Source organism: Actinoplanes sp. NPDC051388, from assembly GCF_055586225.1.
In genome coordinates this window covers 80,240-99,091 of sequence record NZ_JBVJIP010000024.1, presented here as the reverse complement: position 1 = coordinate 99,091, position 18,852 = coordinate 80,240, and the positions used below count along the sequence as shown (strand labels likewise).

At 71.0% G+C, this 18,852-nt stretch carries 22 protein-coding genes; 9 read left to right on the top strand and 13 right to left on the bottom strand.

Features of this window, described 5'->3' with window-relative positions:
- Positions 1-109: 109 nt before the first annotated feature.
- On the bottom strand, positions 110-355 hold the full coding sequence (locus ACZ6TI_RS41955) for a DUF2630 family protein (RefSeq protein WP_465350857.1): 246 nt from the start codon (positions 353-355) through the stop codon (positions 110-112).
- Between the two features lie 23 nt (positions 356-378).
- Here ACZ6TI_RS41955 and ACZ6TI_RS41950 point away from each other — a divergent pair, with 23 nt between their 5' ends.
- Positions 379-1,161: a class I SAM-dependent methyltransferase gene (locus tag ACZ6TI_RS41950; protein ID WP_465350856.1), complete on the top strand. Its 783-nt coding sequence runs from the start codon at positions 379-381 to the stop codon at positions 1,159-1,161.
- A gap of 59 nt (positions 1,162-1,220) precedes the next feature.
- Here the strand turns inward: ACZ6TI_RS41950 and ACZ6TI_RS41945 are convergent, their stop codons facing one another.
- Positions 1,221-1,868, bottom strand: a complete 648-nt coding sequence (locus ACZ6TI_RS41945; RefSeq protein ID WP_465350855.1) for an HAD family hydrolase — start codon at positions 1,866-1,868, stop codon at positions 1,221-1,223.
- A gap of 175 nt (positions 1,869-2,043) precedes the next feature.
- On the opposite strand from ACZ6TI_RS41945, the gene ACZ6TI_RS41940 reads away from it, so the two are divergent.
- The 4 genes from ACZ6TI_RS41940 (at position 2,044) to ACZ6TI_RS41925 (ending at position 4,917) form a co-directional block, all read left to right on the top strand.
- The gene (locus tag ACZ6TI_RS41940; RefSeq protein ID WP_465350854.1) at positions 2,044-2,616 is read left to right on the top strand and encodes a TetR/AcrR family transcriptional regulator; all 573 of its coding nucleotides are present in this window, start codon (positions 2,044-2,046) and stop codon (positions 2,614-2,616) included.
- A gap of 86 nt (positions 2,617-2,702) precedes the next feature.
- Positions 2,703-3,623, top strand: a complete 921-nt coding sequence (locus ACZ6TI_RS41935) for a TIGR04222 domain-containing membrane protein (RefSeq protein WP_465350853.1) — start codon at positions 2,703-2,705, stop codon at positions 3,621-3,623.
- The gene (locus tag ACZ6TI_RS41930) at positions 3,620-4,435 is read left to right on the top strand and encodes an MbnB/TglH/ChrH family RiPP precursor modification enzyme (protein ID WP_465350852.1); all 816 of its coding nucleotides are present in this window, start codon (positions 3,620-3,622) and stop codon (positions 4,433-4,435) included. The genes ACZ6TI_RS41935 and ACZ6TI_RS41930 overlap by 4 nt, the downstream gene beginning before the upstream one ends.
- Positions 4,432-4,917 (top strand): SCO6045 C-terminal-like domain-containing protein, encoded by a 486-nt coding sequence (locus ACZ6TI_RS41925; protein ID WP_465350851.1) that lies wholly within the window; start codon positions 4,432-4,434, stop codon positions 4,915-4,917. Before ACZ6TI_RS41930 ends, ACZ6TI_RS41925 begins: the two co-directional genes overlap by 4 nt.
- Positions 4,918-4,999: 82 nt before the next feature.
- Here the strand turns inward: ACZ6TI_RS41925 and ACZ6TI_RS41920 are convergent, their stop codons facing one another.
- From ACZ6TI_RS41920 to ACZ6TI_RS41910, 3 genes are read right to left on the bottom strand one after another with little or no spacing between them, the layout of a single operon-like run.
- Positions 5,000-5,503 (bottom strand): GNAT family N-acetyltransferase, encoded by a 504-nt coding sequence (locus ACZ6TI_RS41920; RefSeq protein WP_465350850.1) that lies wholly within the window; start codon positions 5,501-5,503, stop codon positions 5,000-5,002.
- A gap of 4 nt (positions 5,504-5,507) precedes the next feature.
- Positions 5,508-5,984: a cupin domain-containing protein gene (locus ACZ6TI_RS41915; protein ID WP_465350849.1), complete on the bottom strand. Its 477-nt coding sequence runs from the start codon at positions 5,982-5,984 to the stop codon at positions 5,508-5,510.
- A 23-nt stretch (positions 5,985-6,007) separates the two neighbouring features.
- A complete protein-coding gene (locus ACZ6TI_RS41910; RefSeq protein WP_465350848.1) occupies positions 6,008-6,748 on the bottom strand; it encodes an SDR family oxidoreductase in 741 nt (246 codons plus the stop codon).
- Between the two features lie 53 nt (positions 6,749-6,801).
- Here ACZ6TI_RS41910 and ACZ6TI_RS41905 point away from each other — a divergent pair, with 53 nt between their 5' ends.
- Positions 6,802-7,560 carry an SDR family oxidoreductase gene (locus ACZ6TI_RS41905; protein ID WP_465350847.1) on the top strand — a complete coding sequence of 253 codons (759 nt, stop codon included), beginning with the start codon at positions 6,802-6,804 and terminating at the stop codon, positions 7,558-7,560.
- Complete coding sequence (mug, locus tag ACZ6TI_RS41900; protein ID WP_465350846.1) at positions 7,557-8,093, top strand: G/U mismatch-specific DNA glycosylase; 537 nt, start codon at positions 7,557-7,559, stop codon at positions 8,091-8,093. Before ACZ6TI_RS41905 ends, mug begins: the two co-directional genes overlap by 4 nt.
- Here mug and ACZ6TI_RS41895 read toward each other — a convergent pair.
- Together ACZ6TI_RS41895 and ACZ6TI_RS41890 are read right to left on the bottom strand one after the other, a co-directional pair.
- Entirely contained in the window at positions 8,090-8,476 is a 387-nt protein-coding gene (locus ACZ6TI_RS41895; RefSeq protein WP_465350845.1) for a RidA family protein, read from the bottom strand. The genes mug and ACZ6TI_RS41895 overlap by 4 nt on opposite strands.
- 57 nt (positions 8,477-8,533) lie before the next feature.
- Positions 8,534-9,085: a DinB family protein gene (locus ACZ6TI_RS41890; RefSeq protein ID WP_465350844.1), complete on the bottom strand. Its 552-nt coding sequence runs from the start codon at positions 9,083-9,085 to the stop codon at positions 8,534-8,536.
- 34 nt (positions 9,086-9,119) lie between these two features.
- On the opposite strand from ACZ6TI_RS41890, the gene ACZ6TI_RS41885 reads away from it, so the two are divergent.
- On the top strand, positions 9,120-9,350 hold the full coding sequence (locus ACZ6TI_RS41885) for a PIN domain-containing protein (RefSeq protein WP_465350843.1): 231 nt from the start codon (positions 9,120-9,122) through the stop codon (positions 9,348-9,350).
- On the opposite strand, the gene ACZ6TI_RS41880 is transcribed toward ACZ6TI_RS41885, so the two are convergent.
- The 4 genes from ACZ6TI_RS41880 to ACZ6TI_RS41865 form a co-directional block, all read right to left on the bottom strand.
- Positions 9,347-11,296 carry an ABC transporter ATP-binding protein gene (locus ACZ6TI_RS41880; protein WP_465350842.1) on the bottom strand — a complete coding sequence of 650 codons (1,950 nt, stop codon included), beginning with the start codon at positions 11,294-11,296 and terminating at the stop codon, positions 9,347-9,349. The two genes, ACZ6TI_RS41885 and ACZ6TI_RS41880, sit on opposite strands and share 4 nt — an antisense overlap.
- Before the next feature lie 70 nt (positions 11,297-11,366).
- Entirely contained in the window at positions 11,367-12,140 is a 774-nt protein-coding gene (locus ACZ6TI_RS41875; RefSeq protein WP_465350841.1) for an enoyl-CoA hydratase/isomerase family protein, read from the bottom strand.
- Positions 12,137-12,364, bottom strand: coding sequence for a helix-turn-helix domain-containing protein (locus tag ACZ6TI_RS41870; RefSeq protein ID WP_015620263.1), 228 nt, complete (start codon positions 12,362-12,364; stop codon positions 12,137-12,139). The genes ACZ6TI_RS41875 and ACZ6TI_RS41870 overlap by 4 nt, the downstream gene beginning before the upstream one ends.
- Positions 12,365-12,829: 465 nt before the next feature.
- Positions 12,830-14,434, bottom strand: a complete 1,605-nt coding sequence (locus ACZ6TI_RS41865) for an ABC-F family ATP-binding cassette domain-containing protein (RefSeq protein WP_465350840.1) — start codon at positions 14,432-14,434, stop codon at positions 12,830-12,832.
- Between the two features lie 213 nt (positions 14,435-14,647).
- Here ACZ6TI_RS41865 and ypfJ point away from each other — a divergent pair, with 213 nt between their 5' ends.
- Positions 14,648-15,562, top strand: a complete 915-nt coding sequence (gene ypfJ, locus ACZ6TI_RS41860; protein WP_465350839.1) for a KPN_02809 family neutral zinc metallopeptidase — start codon at positions 14,648-14,650, stop codon at positions 15,560-15,562.
- A 1-nt stretch (position 15,563) separates the two neighbouring features.
- Here the strand turns inward: ypfJ and ACZ6TI_RS41855 are convergent, their stop codons facing one another.
- On the bottom strand, positions 15,564-18,173 hold the full coding sequence (locus tag ACZ6TI_RS41855) for a P-loop NTPase family protein (protein ID WP_465350838.1): 2,610 nt from the start codon (positions 18,171-18,173) through the stop codon (positions 15,564-15,566).
- Between the two features lie 40 nt (positions 18,174-18,213).
- A complete protein-coding gene (locus ACZ6TI_RS41850) occupies positions 18,214-18,849 on the bottom strand; it encodes an acVLRF1 family peptidyl-tRNA hydrolase (protein WP_465350837.1) in 636 nt (211 codons plus the stop codon).
- Positions 18,850-18,852 lie beyond the last annotated feature (3 nt).

Sequence of the window (18,852 nt, the reverse complement as noted above, 5' to 3'; positions counted from 1 at the left end):
GGGGGGGGGGAAGGGTAGCTGGTTTCCCCTCTTCCCCCCCCCCCCCCCCCCCCCCCCCCCCCCCCCCCCCCCCCCCCCCCCCCCCCCCTCCCCCGCGGCCGGGACCGCGTCACTGGAGGTAACCCTCCACCTCACTGGCGCTGTGCGCCTGCACGGCGTCCGGGTCCTGCCCGTTGTCGCGGGCGGCCCGGCGCCGGCGCAGCAGGTCCCAGCACTGATCGAGGGCGACTTCGAGCTCCTGGAGCCGGCCGCGCTCCTCGTCGCTGGTGATGTCGCCACGAAGCACCTGCTGGCGGAGCTTGTGCTCCTCGTCGACCAATTCATCAATCCGGCCGAGCACGGTCTTGTCATCCATGAGCCGACCCTACAATCCCTGCGGTGAACGATGACTGGAGCTGGGACGAGACGCTGTATGCGGGAAGTGCCGAACACTACGCGGTGGGCCGCACCGCATATCCGCCGGAGTTGGCCACCGCGCTGCGCGACGAGCTTGGCCTGGACGGCACCGGGCGGCTGCTCGACGTGGGCTGCGGGCCGGGCTCGCTGACCCGGCTGCTGGCGCCCTGCTTCGCATCGGCCGTCGGGGTGGACGCCGATCCGGGCATGATCGCCGTGGCCCGGGCCGCCAACCCGGAGATCTCGTTCCACACGTCGCGAGCGGAATCCCTGGACCTGGGGCTGGGCACCTTCGACTGCATCACCTTCGCGCAGTCCTTCCACTGGATGGATCAGCCGCTCGTCGCCCGGCGGGTCCGCCCGATGTTCAACCCGGGCGGCGTCTGGGTGAACATCTCGGCGCAGACGCATCGCGGCGCCGACAGCGACGTCCCGTGGCCGGCCGTGGAAAAGCTGGTCGAGAGCTATCTGGGCACCATCCGGCGGGCCGGCCAGGGCATTCGGCCCGCTCCGCGCAGCGGCGAGGAGGACGTGCCGCGGGCGGCCGGCTATCAGGGCCCGACCCGGCTGGAGATCCCGTGGGGCGCGACGATCACCCGCACCGCCGACGAGGTGGCCGCGGCGATCTTCTCGCTGTCCTGGGCGGCGCCGCACCTCTTCGGCGACCGGCTGCCGGCCTTCGAGCGCGACCTGCGGGACCTGCTGGCCGGCGCGACCTACACCGACCGGATGCGCGAGATCGCCGCGATCATCTGGCGCCCGTGAGACCGACCACCCGGCGGCCGTGAGGCCGGCGGGCGTGCGGCCGGCGGGGGTGCGGCCCGCTATCGGGTCGCCATGACCGCGGAGAGGCCCTGGATCACGTTGCCAACCACGCGGGTCGGTGCGTAGCGGTTGTCCAGCCAGTCGCGGCCGCGGTGCAGCCAGACGCTGGGCAGGCCCATCGCCGCCGCGCCGCCGATGTCCGCCTCCGGGCTGTCGCCGACCACCCAGGCGCCGCCGAGGCGCATCCGCACCCGCTGCGCCGCCAGCGCGAAGATGCGCGGGTTCGGCTTGCTGACGCCGGCCTGCTCGGAGATCATCCAGTCCGCCACATAGCGGTCCAGGCCGGTGCGCCGGATCCGGTTCTCCTGCTGCTCGGACGGGCCGTTGGTCACCACCACGGGCACCCAGCCCGCATCGCCGGCGATCTGCAGGGCACAACCCACGAGCGGATCAAGCCTTTCGTACGCGAGCGGGCCCTCGTGCAGCTCTTCGAGCAGGTCGATGGACGGGATGCCCAGCTCGTACCGATCGCGGATGGCGTCGGCCACGTCCCACCGCGAGGTCAGGCCGTCGGCGTCGACGGAGAGTAGCCAGTCCATGTCCTCAGCGGGAGCCTGGATCTCATCGAGGAAACCCTTCGCCCACAGCCGGAAGGCACCGCTGCGGTCAAGCAGGGTGTCGTCGAGCGCGAGGAACACGAGAGGCACCCGGGCACTTTACGTGAGGCAGTGGGAACGCCGACAGTCCGCATGTGTTAACAAAGCCGGGTCCAGATGGTGGAATTCGCACCATCCGGTCAGATGCGTCGCGGTTGACACTCCCGGCTGGCAAGCCGTACGTACTGTTTGCAAGCCTGCGGACGCGCGTGACACGATCGACGCCGTGCCCCGGGTGAGCCAGGACCAGCTCGACGCACGCCGCCACGAGATCCTCGCCGCGGCGCGCAGCTGCTTCGCGCGCTTCGGCTACGAGGGCGCCACGGTCCGCCGGCTCGAGGACGCGACCGGCCTGTCCCGCGGCGCGATCTTCCACCACTTCCGCGACAAGGACTCACTGTTCCTGGCGGTCGCCGAGGACGACGCGGTGGCGATGGCCGAGACCGTCGCCGAGAACGGCCTGGTTCAGGTGATGCGCGATCTGCTCGATCGGGCGGGCAACGGCGACACGGCGGGCTGGCTGGGCAGTCAGCTCGAGGTGTCCCGGCGGCTGCGCACCGACCCGGCGTTCGGCAAGCGCTGGGCCGAGCGGTCCGCGGCGATCGCCGAGGCCACCCGCGAGCGTCTGCAGCGGCAGCGCGAGGCGGGCGTGCTGCGCGACGACGTCCCGCTCGAGGTGCTGAGCCAGTTCCTCGAGCTGGCCTATGACGGGATGGTTCTGCACCTGGCCACCGGCCGCCCGCCGGGTGAGTTGAGCCGGGTTCTCGACCTGGTCGAGGACGCCGTCCGCAAGAGCTAGTTTCTCTGCCGATCCGGCTGGTCACCCCCTGTTGCAGCGGCCTGCACAATGAGGCCACAGGTTCCGTTCAGCAAGGGGGGTAAGCAATGGCACTCGCGGCGCCCGGCGACACCTGGGGCATCCCCGGCACTACCTTCCTCGGCTACTACCTCGCCTTGATCATCCTGGTGGGGATCCTGGCGGCGATCCACCGGCGGATCCTCTTCCGCGGCCCGTCCGATGTCTATGCGGCGAGCCTCGGTCCGCAGCAGGTCGCCTATCTGGGCGGGCGCGACAAGCTCGCCGTCTACTCCGCGATCGCCGGTCTGCGCGCGGCCGGTGTGCTGACCAGCTCCGGCCGCGGCACGCTCGCGCAGTCCGGCCCGATGCCCGCCGGGCTGACCCCGCTGGACGTGGCGATCTACAACGCGGCCGGGCGCCAGATCCGGGTGCGCGACATCCAGTCCGACCAGTGGGTGGCGGCGGCGCTGACCCAGTTGCGCGAGGGGCTGGAGCGCACCGGGATGATTGTCACCGCCGCGGAGCGCAGGATGGCCCGGATGTGGGCGGCGGCAGCGTTCGTGGTCTTCCTGATCGGCGTGTTCCGGCTGTTCGCCGGGCTGAACAACAACAAGCCGGTCGGCTTCCTGGTGCCGATGCTCTTCTTCGCACTGATCTTCACCATCGTCACGTTCGTCCGGGCCAGCGCGGTGCAGACGCGCGCCGGGCAGAAGGCGCTGCTCGAGCTCCGCCGCACGCACACCTATCTGGCGCCGAACCAGTCGCCGGCCTTCGCGACCTACGGCGCCACCGGCGCGGCGATGGGCGTGGCGGTCTTCGGGGCGGCCTCGCTCTATGCGATGGACCCGGCGTTCGCCGCCGAGGCGGAGATTCAGCGGGCCACCGCGAGCTCCGGCTACTCCAGCGGCGGTGGCAGCGGCGACAGCGGCAGTTCGTCGTCCTGCAGCAGCGGCAGTTCCTGCGGCGGTGGCGGTGGTTGCGGCGGCGGTGGCGGGTGCGGCGGATGACGGGGTACGGGGTCGGCATCGGCTGGCGCCCGGAGATCGCCGGTTTCGTGGCGGCGCTGCCCGGGCTGAAGTTCGCCGAGGTGGTGGCCGAGTCGGTGCACGCGCACGGCGACCTGCCGCCCGGGCTCGGCGAGCTGCGTGACCGTGGCGTCGCGGTCGTCCCGCACGGCGTGAAGCTGTCGCTGGGCGGCGCCGAGCCGGTCGACCCGGCCCGGGTGACCCACCTGGCCGCGGTCGCCGAACGGCTGGGCGCTCCCCTGGTCAGCGAGCACATCGCGTTCGTCCGCGCGGCCGGCGTCGAGGCCGGTCACCTGCTGCCGATCCCGCGCAGCCGCGAGGCGGTGGACGCGGTGGTGGCGAACGTGCGGCGCACCCAGGCGGAGCTGAGCGTGCCGATCGCGCTGGAGCCGATCGCGGCGATCTTCGACTGGCCCGACGACGAACTGGACGAGGCCGCGTTCCTGACCGAGATCCTGGAGCGCACCGACGCCCTGCTGCTCCTGGACGTGGCCAACGTCTACGCCAACGCCCTGAACCGTGGCACCGACCCGCTGGCCCTGCTGGACGCCCTGCCGCTGGACCGGATCGCCTATGTGCACGTGGCCGGCGGCGCCGAACACGAGGGCGTCTATCACGACACCCACACCGACGCGGTCCCGCAGCCGGTGCTCGACCTGGTCACCGAGCTGTGCGACCGGCACCGCCCCCCGGCGCTGATGCTGGAACGCGACGGGGACTACCCGGCGGCCGACGCCCTGCGCGCGGAGCTCGACGCGATCGCCAAGGCCTCCGGCTATCCCACGGTGACATGACGCCCGAGACGACCCCGGCCGTCGGCGCGGGACAGCCCGGCGGCCGGGCGCGGAGCCTGGCCGACCGCCAGGCCGATCTCGTGGGGGCGCTCACCTCTGGTGCGCCCGTACCGGACGGGTTTGATGCCCGGCTGGTCGAAGTCGCGCGGGTCGCGCTGCTGAGAAAGCGCGCCGGAGAGGTCGCGCGGCAGTGGCCGGCGCTGGCGCGTTCGCACGGCGCGCAGTGGCACCGGGCCTTCGCGGCGTGGGCGGCGACCCGGCCGACGCAGGGCTCCCTGCGTGACGGCTGGGACATGGCCCGGGCGCACGCCGCGGCCCTGGCCCCCGACGCCGGCGAGGAGTTGGCGGTGCGTGAGGCCGGCTGGATCTACGACGGGAGCGCAGCGCCGCGCCTCCGTCGTCTGCCCGCGATCAAGACCACCGCGGGCCACCTCACCCTGCACTTCGCCGGTCGGGTCCGCATCCTCCGCCGCCCCGCCTGACCGCCGGCGTCAGGTCGGCGGCCGGGCGGAAGAGAGATCCGTACTGGACGGGGCTGACGCTTGCCCGCCATGGCGACGGCGGTCAGACCGCGTACTGCCGGGTGGTGGTGCTGAACCAGCGGTCGGTGAGGCCCTCGTCGGCCATCCCCAGGCGATCGCAGACGGCCTGGGAGCGCTCGTTGTCCGGGTCGGTCACCGCCAGCACCCGTGGCAGCGCCGCGACCCCCAGCAGCGCCCGTGCCGCCTCCGTCGCCCAGCCCTGCCCCTGATGGGCGGGGTGCAGGTGCCAGCCCACCTCGACGTCGCCGGTCGGGCCCGCCTCGTCGGACATCGGCAGCAGCAACACCGTGCCGACCGGCGCCGGCGCCTCCGACGGCACGATCGCCCACAGGCCGAACGGCGGGCTCTGCCGCTCGGCCCACTTCTCGATCCGGCGCCGGGCCTCGGCCACGCTGTCGAGCACCCGCCGCGGCGGCGTGCCCAGCCAGCGCATTACCTCCCACCGCGAATAGATGTCGTAGAACGCGTCCACATCCGACGCCTCCCATGTGCGCAGCGTCAGCCGGGACGTGCGCAGCAGCTCCATGCCCTCACACCCAGAACGTGTCGTGCCGCAGGAAGAACTCGGTGCGCTCCTCCTCCGACATCTGCGACGTGGTGCCGACCCTCTCGAAGTAGTCCTCCCGCGGCGCCCCCGGCGCGAAGAGGATCAACATCGACGCCGGCTCGCCCGACTCGTTGCGGAAACCGTGCAGGCCGCCCTCGGGGACATAGAGGAAGCCGCCCGGTGTGCCCTCGACCCAGCGCTCGCCGTCATAGAGCTGGATCGACCCGGACAGCACATAGAACGACTCCGAGATCGACCGGTGGAAGTGCGGGTCCGGACCGCTGCGCGGACCCTTGAAATCCCAGCGGTAGAGCCCGTACATGCCGTGTGTGGTCTCGCCCGTCGCCAGATAACTGGTCGCGGTGGCCTTGGTGTCCAGCTCCGGCGCCGCCGCGCCGAGCCGCACGGTGGCCGACGCCTCGCCGCCGTCGCCGAGATAGAGCGCTTCGGGATAGGACATGCCGTCGAACCTACCGTCGCTGGTCAGTCCATGGTGTGCCCGCCGTTGACCGTGACCCGCTCGCCGCTGATGAACCGCGCGCCCTCGGACGCCAGGAACGCCACCACGTCGGCGACCTCGGCGGGCGTGCCCATCCGCCCGAGCGGGACATCCGCCCGGTAGGCGTCCACGAATCGCTGCTCGATGGCGGCGTGCCGCTCGACCGGGATCCAGCCGGGCGCCACCACGTTCACCGTCACGCCGAGCGGGCCGAGCTCGCGCGCCCAGGTGCGGGTCAGCGAGAACTGCGCGCCCTTGGCCGCGCTGTATGCCGCCATGCCCGCCGCGGACCGCTCGAACAGGTCGGATCCGATCTGGACGATCCGCCCGCCGCCCAGCCGCCGCATGCCGGGCAGCACCGCCTGCATCAGCAGGGTCGGGCTCTTCACGAAGAACACCAGCTGGTCGAGATGGTCCTGCCAGGTCATCTCGATCGCCGGGATCGACGGCTGCGGGCCGGTCGCGTTCGGCACCAGCACCCGCACCGGGCCCAGCCGCCGCTCGACCTCGGCGACCAGGCCGGTGACCGCCGCCTCGTCGGTGACGTCGGCCCGGAACGCGGCCGCGGTGCCGCCGGCCGCCTCGATCGACGCGACCACCGCCTCGGCATCGGCCCGATCGGGCAGGTAGTTCACCGCCACCGGCCAGCCGTCGCGGGCCAGCCGCCGGGCGATCTCCGCACCCAGCCCCCGCGACGCACCCGTTACCAACGCGCATCCCGTCATGGCACCGAACCTAGCGGCCGGCTACGACGGAAATCCGTGGCAGGATCGAGCGCATGGATCTCGGGCTGGCCGACCGCGTCTTCGTCCTCACCGGCGCCTCCAAGGGCCTCGGTTTCGCCACCGCGCAGGCGCTCGTCGCCGACGGCGCGAAGGTGCTGATCTCGGCTCGTGACAAGACCCGCGTCGACGAGGCGGCGGCACAGCTCGGCGCGGGCGCGGCCGGGATGGTCGCGGACCTGGCCGACGAGTCGACGCCGAGGGCGCTGGTGGACGCGGCGCGGGAGCGGTTCGGCCGGTTCGACGGCGCGCTCGTCTCGGTCGGCGGCCCGACTCGCGGCGCGGCGGCGGAGCTGACCGACGAGCAGTGGCGCGGCGCGTTCGAGACGGTGTTCCTCGGCTCGGTGCGGGCGACCCGGGTGTTCGCCGCGGAGCTGGCCGCGGCCGGCGGTGCGATCGGCCTGGTGCTGTCCAGCTCGGTGCGGAGCCCGATCGCGGGGCTGGGCCTGTCGAACGGCTTCCGGCCCGGCCTGGCCGCGCTCGCCAAAGACCTTTCCGACGAGTACGCGAACCGCAACGTCCGGATCGTCAGCCTGCTGCCGGGCCGCCTGCTGACGGACCGGAACACCGAGCTGTTCGCGGCGAGCGGCGACCCGGAGAAGGCGGCGGCGAGCGCGGCGGCGGACATCCCGATGGGCCGGCTCGGCGACCCGGAGGAGTTCGGCCGGGTGGCGGCGTTCCTGCTGTCCCCCGCGGCGAGTTACGTGACCGGTGTCTCGCTGCCGATCGACGGCGGCGCGATGCGCACCCTGTGAAACCGACCCCGGCCGAACTGGCCGCGGCGGCCGACCGGACGATCCCCGATCTGATCGGCCCCGGCCTGCGCGTGCTGTTCTCCGGCATCAACCCGAGCCTGTACTCGGCCGCGACCGGTCACCACTTCGCCCGCCCCGGCAACCGCTTCTGGCCCGCGCTGCACCTGTCCGGCTTCACGCCTCGCCGACTGCATCCGTCCGAGCAGTCCGGCCTGCCGGCGCTCGGCCTCGGCATCACCAACGTGGTGGCCCGCGCGACCGCCCGCGCCGACGAACTCTCCCCCGCCGAGCTGGTCGCGGGCGGCGAGGTCCTGGCCGCGCTGGTCGAGAAGTGGCAGCCGCGCTGTCTGGCGGTGCTCGGGGTGACGGCATTTCGGACCGCGTTCGGCCGGCGCAGGGCGGTGGTCGGTCCGCAGCCGGAGCGCTTCGGCGACACCAGGGTGTGGGTGCTGCCCAACCCCAGCGGTCTCAACGCGCACTACCAGATCGCCGACCTGGCCGAGGCCTTCGCCCTGCTGCGCGAGAGCCTCTAAGCGGCGGCGATGACCTCGATCTCGACCAGCCATTCGCTGTCCAGGGTCGCGGCGACGATGGCCGTGGTCGGGATGACCCGTCCGCCGAGCGCCTCGGTCCGGGCGGCGCCGTTGGCCTTGGCATAGGAGGCGTCGCGCAGATAGCTGGTCAGGCGCACGATGTTGTCGACGGTCATGTCCGCCGAGGCCAGGATGGCGCGGATGTTCGACCAGATCAGCCGGAGCTGCTCGTCGAGCGTGTCACCCGGCCGGCCGTCGGCGTCCAGCCCCAACGTGCCGGCCACGAAGAGCATCCGCTGCGCGCCGCGCACCTCCATCGCGTGCGCGTAGTCGCCGGTGGTGGCATAGACGCCCTCGGTCGGGTTGTGCACGTCGAGTTGCATGCGGCGATGATAGGTCGCCGAGCCCGCGGCCGCGGACACCGGCGTCGGCGTCGGCGGTCATTCGCCGGTTGCGCCGTCGATGCGTTCGCGGAGGAAATCCGCATGGCCGTTGTGGCGCGCGTATTCTTCGATCATGTGCAGGTAGATCCAGCGCAGCGTGTAGTCCTCGCCGGGGCTGGCCGCGTCGAGGCTGAGCCCGGCCACGGCTGCCCGAGACCGCTCGACACTCGCCTGATAACTGGCCAGATCCTCGTCGGCCCGCGCGACGTCGACCTTGGCGCCGGAGGCCATCGAATCCGGCGCGTAGTCCCAGAAATATTGGTGGTCGGGCTTGCCGTCGTAGGCGTGGAACCAGGCCTCGACCGCCGACAGGTGCCGGACGAGACCGAGCAGCGACAGCGGCGACGGGGGCACCGACGGCAGGGCGAGTTGCTCCGGCGTGAGGCCGCCACACTTCAGCAGCAACGTCGCGCGTTGGAACTCGAGCCGATCGTCGAGCGCGGCCCGCTCATCGACCGGATTGATCGGCGGCTCCGGCCGCTCGGGCACCACCCACATCGACATTCCGGCGATCCTACGGGCGCGAGACGTCAGGCCGAGATTCTCCATAGACCCACTGGCATCTCTGCATCATGATGCGGAGATGCGGGCCGCCTCCGCTCTGGTCGCCGCGCTCATGGCCGAGCCGCGTCATGAGTTCTGGCCGGACGACATCGCCTTCGACGCGGTGACGGTCGATGGGGTGATCGGGCACCGCCAGGTCAACGACGCATACCTGGCCGGCCTTGCCCGCGCCCATCAGGGCCGGTTGGCCACCTTCGATCAGGGCCTCGCGAAGTTGCACGCCGACGTCGCCGACCTGGTGACACCCTAAGGCTCGATCGGCGTGCGGGCGGGGACCGGGACCGGCTCGATCTCGGCGGTCAGGGGTGACGGCGGGCTGTCCGAGACCGCGAACTGGGTGCGGTAGAGCTCCGCATAGAGCCCGCCGGCGGCGACCAGCTCGGCGTGCCGGCCGCGCTCGACGATCTGGCCGTCGTCCATCACCAGGATCAGGTCGGCGTCGCGGACCGTGCTCAGCCGGTGGGCGATCACCAGCGCGGTGCGGCCGGTCAGCGCGACCGACAGCGCGCGCTGCACGGCCGCCTCGGACTCGCTGTCCAGGTGCGCGGTGGCCTCGTCGAGGATCACGATCGACGGGCGCTTGAGCAGCAGCCGGGCGATCGCGATGCGCTGTTTCTCGCCGCCGGAGAAGCGGTAGCCCCGCTCCCCGACCACCGTGTCGAGCCCGTCCGGCAGACCCCGCACGAGGCCCTCCACCTGGGCGCCGCGCAGCGCCGCCCACATCTCGTCCTCGGTCGCGTCGGGCGACGCATAGAGCAGGTTCTCCCGGATCGTCTCGTGGAACAGGTGCGAGTCCTGGGTGACCACGCCGATCGTGTCGCGCAGTGAATGCAGCGTGGCCTCGCGCACGTCCACCCCGCCGACCAGCACCGCGCCCTCGGTCACGTCGTAGACGCGCGAGGCGAGCATGGAGGTGGTCGACTTGCCGGCGCCGGACGGGCCGACCAGCGCGACCATCTGGCCCGGCTCGACGGTGAAGTCGACGCCCCGGAGCACCGGAGCGTTCTCCCGCCGGTCGAGCGCGGTCACGTCCTCCAGCGTCGCGAGCGAGACCTCGTCGGCGCTCGGGTAACGGAACCGCACGTCGCGGAACTCGAGCCGGCCCGCGTCCGGCCGGATGTCCACCGCGCCGGGCCGCTCCTCGATGCCGGGGCGCAGGTCGAGCACCTCGAAGACGCGGTCGAAGGAGACCAGCGCGCTCATCACGTCGACCCGCACGTTGCTCAGCGCGGTGAGCGGGCCGTAGAGCCGGGTGAGCAGCAGCGCGAGGGTGACCACGGTGCCGGCCGTGACGCTGCCGGTGACCGCGAGCCAGCCGCCCAGGCCATAGGTCAGCGCCTGCGCCAGCGACGCGACCAGCAGCATCGCGACGAAGAACGTGCGCGAGTACATCGCCTGCTGGACGCCGATGTCACGGACCCGCTCGGCCCGCGCGCCGAACCGGGCGGCCTCGGTCTCCGGGCGGCCGAAGAGCTTGACCAGCAGCGCGCCGGATACGTTGAACCGCTCGGTCATGGTCGCGTTCATCTTCGCGTCCAGGTTGTAGGACTCCCGGGTGATCTCGGCCAGCCGCTTGCCGACCCGGCGGGCGGGCACGATGAACAGCGGCAGCAGCACCAGCGAGAGCAGGGTGATCTGCCACGACAGGCTGAACATCACGGCCGCGGTGAGGACCAGCTGGATGACGTTGCTGACCACGCCGGACAGCGTCGAGGTGAACGCCCGCTGCGCCCCGGTGACGTCGTTGTTGAGCCGGCTGACCAGCGCGCCGGTCTGGGTGCGGGTGAAGAACTGCAGCGGCATGCGCTGCACGTGGTCGTAGACCTTGGTGCGCAGGTCGAGGATGATCCCCTCGCCGATGCGGGCCGAGTACCACCGCTGCGCCAGGGACAGGAACGCGTCCAGCACCGCCAGGCCGGCGATCAGCAGCGCGAGGCGCACCACCAGCGCGGCCGCGTCCGAGCCGCCGCCGGTGATCGCGTTGATCACGTGCCCCGCCAGCACCGGGGTGGCCACGCCGATGCCCGCGGCGAGCACCACGGTGACCAGGAAGACCGAGATGTCCCGGCGGTAGGGACGCGCGTAACGCATGATGCGCCTGGTCGTGCCGCGTGCCACCCGATGGCTGTTGACATCGTCGGCATCGCGGATCGACCGCAGCATCGTCCAGCTGGACCAACTGCTGGATGGACCCATCCCCATCACCCTCCCGGCGTTCGGACACGAGTCTGCCCGCCGGGTACGACAACTTTCCGGGGTAAGGGGTCTATTCCGGTTCGAGCCTTAGCTCGGCCAGCCGGCGGGTCTGTGCCTCCCGTTCGGCGCGGTCCTGCTCGGCATAGGTGCGTGCGCCGGCCCCCGCGATCAGGGCCTTGATCTCCGCTGCCGCGTTGCGGTCGGCGGCCAGCACCGCGGCCACCAGATCGGCCGTCGCCTTGTCCAGTTCGTCGCGGGGCACCACCGCCGTCGCCAGGCCGATCCGGTCGGCCTCGGCCGCGGACATGCGCCGGCCGGTCAGGCAGATCTCCAGCGCCCGGGACGGGCCGACGAGCTCGGTCAGCCGTTTGGTGCCACCCAGGTCCGGGACCAAACCCAGGCTCACCTCGGCCATGCAGAACGTCGCATCGTCGGCCAACACCCGCATGTCGCAGTTCAGTGCGAGTTGAAAACCCGCACCGATCGCATGGCCTTGCACGGCCGCGATCGTCACCACCGAGGGATCGCGCAACCACGAGAACGCCGACTGGAAGCCGGCAATCCGTTCCGCGCACTCTTCCGCCGACAAGCGCGCCAGATCGGCGAGCGAAGAATCGCCACCACTGCGCGCGACCGACAGATCGAGGCCCGCGGAAAATGCGCGTCCGGCGCCTCGGACAATGACTACTCGCACGTCTCCCGGTAATTTCCGGGAAATGTTACCGAGCTCGGCCCACATGGCCGGAGTCTGCGCATTGAGCACCTCGGGCCGCGACAGTGTGACCGTCGCTGTCGGCCCCTGTTGTTCGTAGCGGACTCCGGTGTCAAAGCTGCTGGTCGTCACGCCTTCTTCCGGCGGCGGGCGCCGCCCCGCTGGCGCAGCTGGACACCCGACTCGGTGAGCACCCGATGGACGAATCCGTACGACCTGCCGGTCGATGCGGCAAGCGCGCGAATGCTCTCTCCGGAGGTGTAACGCTTCACCAGGTCCTTGGCGAGCGTCTGTCGCTCGCTTCCGACGATTCGGCGGCCCTTCTCAGTGCTGGTGGCTGTGCCGGTGGCTGCCATGCTGATTCCTCACGTCCCAGACTGTGCGGTTCGATACGGACCCACCTATTAGAACCCCTCGGACGATCATGCGCTAGGCATCCGACGCCGTACAGTATGCCCAATTATCACTGTCAGGAACTTGACGATGACCACTCGCATCAATGTCAGACAGTTAAGCGCCACGTACAAATGCGATGGCCGGCGGCGACGGTCGGGAACGTGCCGACTTTGCCCAAGACCCACGATCACCAGCGCAAACATCGACCAAGACCCACTTCGGCGGTTGTCACCGTAAGTCGATACGCCCCTTACAGAGCGATACCGAGCGATGCCCGACCGGGCGCGCATACCGGACCAGATGCGCTCGGAACGGCGTGGAGATTCATGTCGGTTCTGACCGCTGACGGTCAGATGACGCACACCCTGTGCGACGGCATATTGACAAATCGATGACCGCGATGATCCGGTATAAATACGGACAGATCAGGCCAGCTCGACCAGTTCCAGCAGGTCGTCGCTCCACGTGTCCTCGTCGCCGTCCGGCAGCAGGATCGCCCGATCGGGCTTCAGCGCCTGCACCGCGCCCGCGTCGTGGGTCACCAGCACGATGGCGCCGGGGTAGTTGGCGATCGCGTCCAGCACCTGCTCACGGCTCACCGGGTCGAGGTTGTTCGTCGGCTCGTCGAGCAGCAGCACGTTGGCTCCCGAGCAGACCAGCGTGGCCAGGGCCAGCCGGGTCTTCTCACCGCCGGAGAGCACCCCGGCCGGCTTCTCCACGTCGTCGCCGGAGAAGAGGAAGGCGCCGAGGATCTTGCGGAGCTCGGTGTCCGTCTGCTCGGCGGCCGCGCTGCGCATGTGGTCCAGCACGGTCCGGTCGACGTCGAGCGTCTCGTGCTCCTGCGCGTAGTAACCCAGCCGCAGGCCGTGGCCGGGACGCACCTCGCCGGTGTCGGTCTCCAGCAGTCCGCCCAGGATGCGCAGCAGGGTGGTCTTGCCGGCGCCGTTCAGCCCCAGGATGGCCACCCGGGAGCCGCGGTCGACGGCCACGTCCACATCCGTGAAGATCTCCAGCGACCCATAGGACTTGGACAGCCCGGTGGCGGTCAGCGGCGTCTTGCCACAGGCGGCCGGCTGGGGGAATCGGACCTTCGCGACGCGGTCGTTCACGCGTACCTCATCAAGGCCGCTGAGGAGACGCTCAGCGCGACGGGCCATGTTTTGCGCGGCCACCGTCTTGGTCGCCTTGGCCCGCATCTTGTCGGCCTGCGCCATCAAGGCGCCGGCCTTCTTCTCCGCGTTGGCCCGCTCCCGGCGGCGGCGGCGCTCGTCGGTCTCCCGCTGATCCAGGTATGTCTTCCAGCCCACGTTGTAGATGTCGACGACCGAGCGGTTGGCGTCGAGGTACCAGACCTTGTTCACCGCCGCCTCGAGCAGGGACACATCGTGGCTGATCACGATGAGCCCGCCCTTGTGCTGGGCCATGTAACCGCGCAGCCAGGTGATCGAGTCGGCGTCCAGGTGGTTGGTCGGCTCGTCGAGCAGCAGGATGCCCTTGCCGTTCTGACCCGAGTTCTGGAAGAGGATGCGGGCCAGCTCGATGCGGCGGCGCTGACCGCCGGAGAGCGTGCCGATGGTCTGCGCCAGCGCGCGGTCGGGCAGGCCCAGGTTGGAGCAGATCCGGGCAGCCTCGGCCTCGGCGGCGTAGCCACCCAGGCTGGCGAACTGGTCCTCGAGCGCGCCGTATCGCCGGATCAGCTTGTCGTCGGAGCTCTCCTCGAGCCGCACCTCGAGCTTTTGCATTTCGGTGAGCAGGGTGTCCAGGCCGCGGGCCGAGAGCACCCGGTCACGGGCGGTCACGTTGAGGTCGCCGGTGCGCGGGTCCTGGGGCAGGTATCCGACCTCGCTGGTGCGGGTCACCTCCCCAGCGAACGGCGTGCCCTCGCCGGCCAGCACCTTCAACATCGTGGTCTTGCCCGCGCCGTTACGGCCGACCAGGCCGATCCGGTCGTTGGGCTGAACGCGCAGCGTGACCGGGTTGATCAGGATGCGGGCGCCCGCGCGGAGTTCCAGGCCGGTGGCGGTGATCATCGAAAAGTCTCGCTCTCAGAGGTCGAAGGCTGATTGAAGGCACGCAAAGACGCCGGCCGTCAGGTTGATCGGTCGGCGCCGGGGCGTTCAGCCTTGACAGAGCTTCACGGCCGATAGTCTACCGGGCGGCCACGGACACCTCCCACCCGATTAATCTTCAAGATCATCGGGTACGACCGGACCACCTGCTTGCAGTGCCGAGTGAGGGATGGCATGGAACTCAACGAGAACGCCCGGATCGACACCAGCCAGATCGATGATCGCCGTGGGTCCGGCGGCGGTGGTGGCGGCGGCGGCATCGGCGGCCTGCCCATCGGCGGCGGTGGCATCACCGGCATCATCATCAGCCTGCTGCTCGCCGTGGTCGGCGGCTACTTCGGCATCAACCAGGCGACCGGTGGCGGCGGCGCGCAGAGCGGCGACAACGCGTCACTCTCGGCCGAGTGCACCCAGTCCGATGCGCTGGAGCAGCTCGACTGCCGCAACGTGCTCTTCGTCAACTCGATCCAGGACTACTGGGTGGAGGCGATGCCACAGCACTTCGGTGAGCCGTACTCGCCGGCCAAGACGGTGTTCTTCGCCAACGCGGTGAGCACCGCCTGCGGCAACGCGGACTCCGGCGTCGGGCCGTTCTACTGCCCCGGCGACGACCTGGTCTACATCGACCTCACCTTCTATGAGCTGCTGGCCGAGCAGCTGGGCGCGCCGGGCGAGTTCGCCCAGCCGTACGTGCTGGCCCACGAGTACGGCCACCACATCCAGGACATCACCGGCGTCGAGGCCCAGATGCGGCGCCAGCAGCAGCGCGACCCGGACCAGGCGAACGCCCTGTCGGTCAAGCTCGAACTGCAGGCCGACTGCTTCGCCGGGGCGTGGGCGAAGAACGCCACCGGCACCGACGACGGCAGCGGGCAGAAGATCTTCACCAGCATCACCGACCAGGACATCCAGGAGGGCCTGGACACCGCCGCCAAGATCGGCGACGACACGTTGCAGCAGCGCAGCGGCGGCACGGTCAACCCGGCCGAGTTCACCCACGGCACGTCGGCGCAGCGCCAGCAGTGGTTCCGCACCGGCTACGACTCCGGCGACCCGGAGAAGTGCGACACCTTCAAGGCCGGGGTGTGAGCTAGGCCATCGCCTGGATGTCGCCGCGGATCCGGCGGATCTGTTTGACGGCCACGGCGGAGTCGATGGCCATCAGCCGGTGCACCTCGATCAGGTCGGCCACCAGGCGGGTGGTCGGCTCGGGTGACCGGGGGCGGTGGCCGGGGCGGAGGAGTTGCCGCCAGCCGAGCAGGATGTGCGGTGCCGAGGTGAAGATGTCCAGGATCGTGGCGTAGTAGAGGTAGATGGCCGCGATCGAGCCGGCCGGGGCGGATTCGGCCGCCCGCAGCAGATCGTCACTGCGCTGCCCGGGCCAGGCCGCGTCGGCGAGCAGTTCCGCCAGCTCCGGTTCCATCTCCGCGCCCGCCTGCATGACGAATGCCCGCTTGACCGCCTGGACCTCGAAGGCGACCAGGCGGCGCGCCATCGCCGGCAGCGTTGTCGGCCCCGTGGACGCGCGGTGTTCGTCGAGCATCGTCCGCGCCATCCGGAGGACGTCGCGGGGCATTCCCCCGGCCAGGCAGTGGCAGAGCATCCAGAACACGTCCGGAACACCGGTGACCCTGTTCCGGAGCAGGCGGACGGACTCCACCAGGGTCAGGGCGCGCAGCCGCACGACGTGGTCGAAGGCACTGTCGAAGACCGTCCGCACGCGCACCAGGCGCCGCTCGAAGTTGGCCAGCGCCTCGTCGGAGAGGGACACCAGAAAGACGCAGTGCCGCACGCCGAAGGCTGCCTTGATCTCGTTGACGAACTGTTCCGCCTGCTGCGGCTCGGCGATCCGATCCACCTCGTCGATGGCGATCAGCAGCTTGCCCCGGCCGTCCGACTCGGCCCGCCACCACTCGGCCACGTCGGTCGCGAAGGCACGATAGTTGTCCACCAGTTCGGGCAGGCTGTGTGGTTGTTCCGCCCACTGACGGGACCGGCGCAGGCCGGCCTGCATCGGGCCCTGCCCGATGCCCGCCGAACCTTCCCTCGCGAAGGTCTGCAGGAACCGGGTCTGCCGGAGGCGCCGGGCGGCCTCGGCGGCCAGCGCGAGTTCCCGGGCAGCCTGCGGACCCCGGACCCAGCGCGCGAGGACGCAGAGCGCGACGCCGGCCACAAGGTAGGTCGCCGCCAATCGGGGAAGCGGCAGCTCGCCCGCCAGCCAGTCCCGGGTGCCGGTGAAGAGGACGGCGGCCAGGCAGAGCATGGCCAGAGTGCGAAGCAGCCAGGCGAGCAATCGGCGGAGCTGGGACATCGCCCGCCGCAGCCGGCCGCTCCCGCGCTGCTCACCGAGCCGGGCCAGGACCGTGCGGCACAACTGGGCATAGAGGTGCAGCAGGAAGTCACGCGGCTCGTACCGGACCGGCGCCGACACGACCGTGCCCAGCGCACCCGATTCGCGGTCGTTCACCAGCGCATTGAGAAGCGTGGTCTTGCCGACCCCGCGCGAGCCGCTGATCGCCACCGCGCCGGCGCCGAGGTCGAAGGCCAGCCCCCGGAGCCGGCCGGCCTCCGTGCGCGGCACGATCTGATCCGCGGACAGCACCGCGAATCCGGGCGCGGTCCGCAGATTGAGGGTCGCGGGCGACTGCGCGTTCGCCAGTCCCTGGTAGACGGCCCGAAGCCTCTCCTCGACCACCACGGCCAGATCCGAACGCCACGTGCGATAGGCCATCCGCCCGCGCCGCCCGGCGCGAGCACCACGACGGCACAGGGCGACGAGCAGAACGACCAGGCCGGCCAGCACGGTGTAGAAGTCGATGCGCGGCAGTCCGGTGGCGGCCACCGCGGCGGTCCAGTGGACCGTGGCCAGGAACGGCTGGAAGGAACCCGCTATCAGGGACTCCAGGGCAGCCCAGAGGATCAGCGCCGTGTCGCGAAGCGCGACCACGACCAGGCCGAGACACAACGCGTAGAAAGGCAGTGGTAACAACGCCCGGAAGGTCCGGGACCGCTGTGCTGCCGTCCTGGCGTAGACGCCTCGCTGATGGTGAAGCGCACGGCTCAGCACCCTCGGCCACGAGTCTTCGAACACCGAGTCCAGCGCCAGGAACTCGGGGGTCTTGTGCAGCGCCTCCGCGAGTGGCGTGCAACGGGCCCGATGCCAATCGAGCACCAGTTCGCGAATCAGCTCCGACGGCTGATCCACCAGACGCTCGACGTTCGTGGCGCGCCACACCGGGCGGCCGAACAGCCGGCTCCACCGGCCCAGCCTGATCCGCACCCACGGACCGATGAGCAAGGTGGCGCCGGTCAGCGGCGCGGCTTGCGGGTTTGCCACGACCTTGGCGCGGAAGGGAGCGTGGATCGGCACCAGCAGGCGGACCCGGTCACCGGCCCGAGGCGATCCGACGCCCGCCACCAGGCCGGCGTAGACGATGATTTGAGGCTCCTCGCATTCGATCGTCACGTCGCCGAATCGTCGTTCCCAGTCCTCGGGGACATATCGGATCACACCGGCTGACTCCACATAGACATGTCGCTGCAGCCACCAGAGCCCACCGCCCAAAGTCGCCGCCACCAGCAGCGACAGCGCCATCCAGCCGGAGCCACCACCGGCGGACATCGCGACACCGGCGAAGAACAGGGCGGTGAAGAGCAGGCCGACGGTCACCAGGCCGAGGAGGAACCGGGCGGCGCTCACCGGTGCATTCGATCGGAGATGGCACCGTCCCGCAATCGGCTTAGGGGTCCTTGACCAACACTCGGACGGCGCGGGCCGCGGCGACGGCGTCCACCAGGACGGTGTGCCGCGGCTCCGGCACGTCCAGGAACCTTTCGGCGCGGCGGTCGGCCAGCGGTTTCAGGTCGGCGCGCGCGGCCAGGATGGCGTCCACCGCCGCATGGTCGCCGCCGGTGATCAGGGCGGCGAGGTCGCGTACCCGGGGAAGGAGAATCCGCGCCGCGATGGCCGCGCCGTCGACGGCCGCGGCCTTGGCCTGATTGTCCCGGCGGCGCGCGAAGCGCTGCTGCGACCAGCCACCCGCCGCGGTCCGGCCCTGCACATAATGGGTGTCGACCTTGGACACCAGCAGGTCGGGCCCGTCCGCGACGCCGGCCGCGACCGCGCCCTTGCGGGCGATCAGCAGGCCCAGCAGGCGCGGTTCGGCCGCCGTCGTGATCAGCTCCGCCATTCCGGGTACGCCCACCGCACCCACCGGCGCCTCGAACACCGCGGTCGCCCCGTCCGCGGCCGTGACGGTCAGCCCGTCCGAGGTGTGCGGCCCGTGCCGCCGCTCGAAGTTCTCCAGCCACCGCGGCAGCCGCTCCGGAGCGACGTCCACCCACCGCCCGCCACCCGCTGCTGGTCGTCCGCCCATTCC

Bases quoted from the DNA above. Each gene is read 5' to 3' on its own strand.
- ACZ6TI_RS41955 (WP_465350857.1), bottom strand. From the start codon at position 355: ATGGATGACAAGACCGTGCTCGGCCGGATTGATGAATTGGTCGACGAG.
- ACZ6TI_RS41935 (WP_465350853.1), top strand. From the start codon at position 2,703: ATGGCACTCGCGGCGCCCGGCGACACCTGGGGCATCCCCGGCACTACC.
- ACZ6TI_RS41930 (WP_465350852.1), top strand. From the start codon at position 3,620: ATGACGGGGTACGGGGTCGGCATCGGCTGGCGCCCGGAGATCGCCGGT.
- ACZ6TI_RS41925 (WP_465350851.1), top strand. From the start codon at position 4,432: ATGACGCCCGAGACGACCCCGGCCGTCGGCGCGGGACAGCCCGGCGGC.
- ACZ6TI_RS41920 (WP_465350850.1), bottom strand. From the start codon at position 5,503: ATGGAGCTGCTGCGCACGTCCCGGCTGACGCTGCGCACATGGGAGGCG.
- ACZ6TI_RS41915 (WP_465350849.1), bottom strand. From the start codon at position 5,984: ATGTCCTATCCCGAAGCGCTCTATCTCGGCGACGGCGGCGAGGCGTCG.
- ACZ6TI_RS41910 (WP_465350848.1), bottom strand. From the start codon at position 6,748: ATGACGGGATGCGCGTTGGTAACGGGTGCGTCGCGGGGGCTGGGTGCG.
- ACZ6TI_RS41905 (WP_465350847.1), top strand. From the start codon at position 6,802: ATGGATCTCGGGCTGGCCGACCGCGTCTTCGTCCTCACCGGCGCCTCC.
- ACZ6TI_RS41895 (WP_465350845.1), bottom strand. From the start codon at position 8,476: ATGCAACTCGACGTGCACAACCCGACCGAGGGCGTCTATGCCACCACC.
- ACZ6TI_RS41890 (WP_465350844.1), bottom strand. From the start codon at position 9,085: ATGGAGAATCTCGGCCTGACGTCTCGCGCCCGTAGGATCGCCGGAATG.
- ACZ6TI_RS41885 (WP_465350843.1), top strand. From the start codon at position 9,120: ATGCGGGCCGCCTCCGCTCTGGTCGCCGCGCTCATGGCCGAGCCGCGT.
- ACZ6TI_RS41880 (WP_465350842.1), bottom strand. From the start codon at position 11,296: ATGGGTCCATCCAGCAGTTGGTCCAGCTGGACGATGCTGCGGTCGATC.
- ACZ6TI_RS41870 (WP_015620263.1), bottom strand. From the start codon at position 12,364: ATGGCAGCCACCGGCACAGCCACCAGCACTGAGAAGGGCCGCCGAATC.
- ACZ6TI_RS41865 (WP_465350840.1), bottom strand. From the start codon at position 14,434: ATGATCACCGCCACCGGCCTGGAACTCCGCGCGGGCGCCCGCATCCTG.
- ypfJ (WP_465350839.1), top strand. From the start codon at position 14,648: ATGGAACTCAACGAGAACGCCCGGATCGACACCAGCCAGATCGATGAT.
- ACZ6TI_RS41850 (WP_465350837.1), bottom strand. From the start codon at position 18,849: ATGGGCGGACGACCAGCAGCGGGTGGCGGGCGGTGGGTGGACGTCGCT.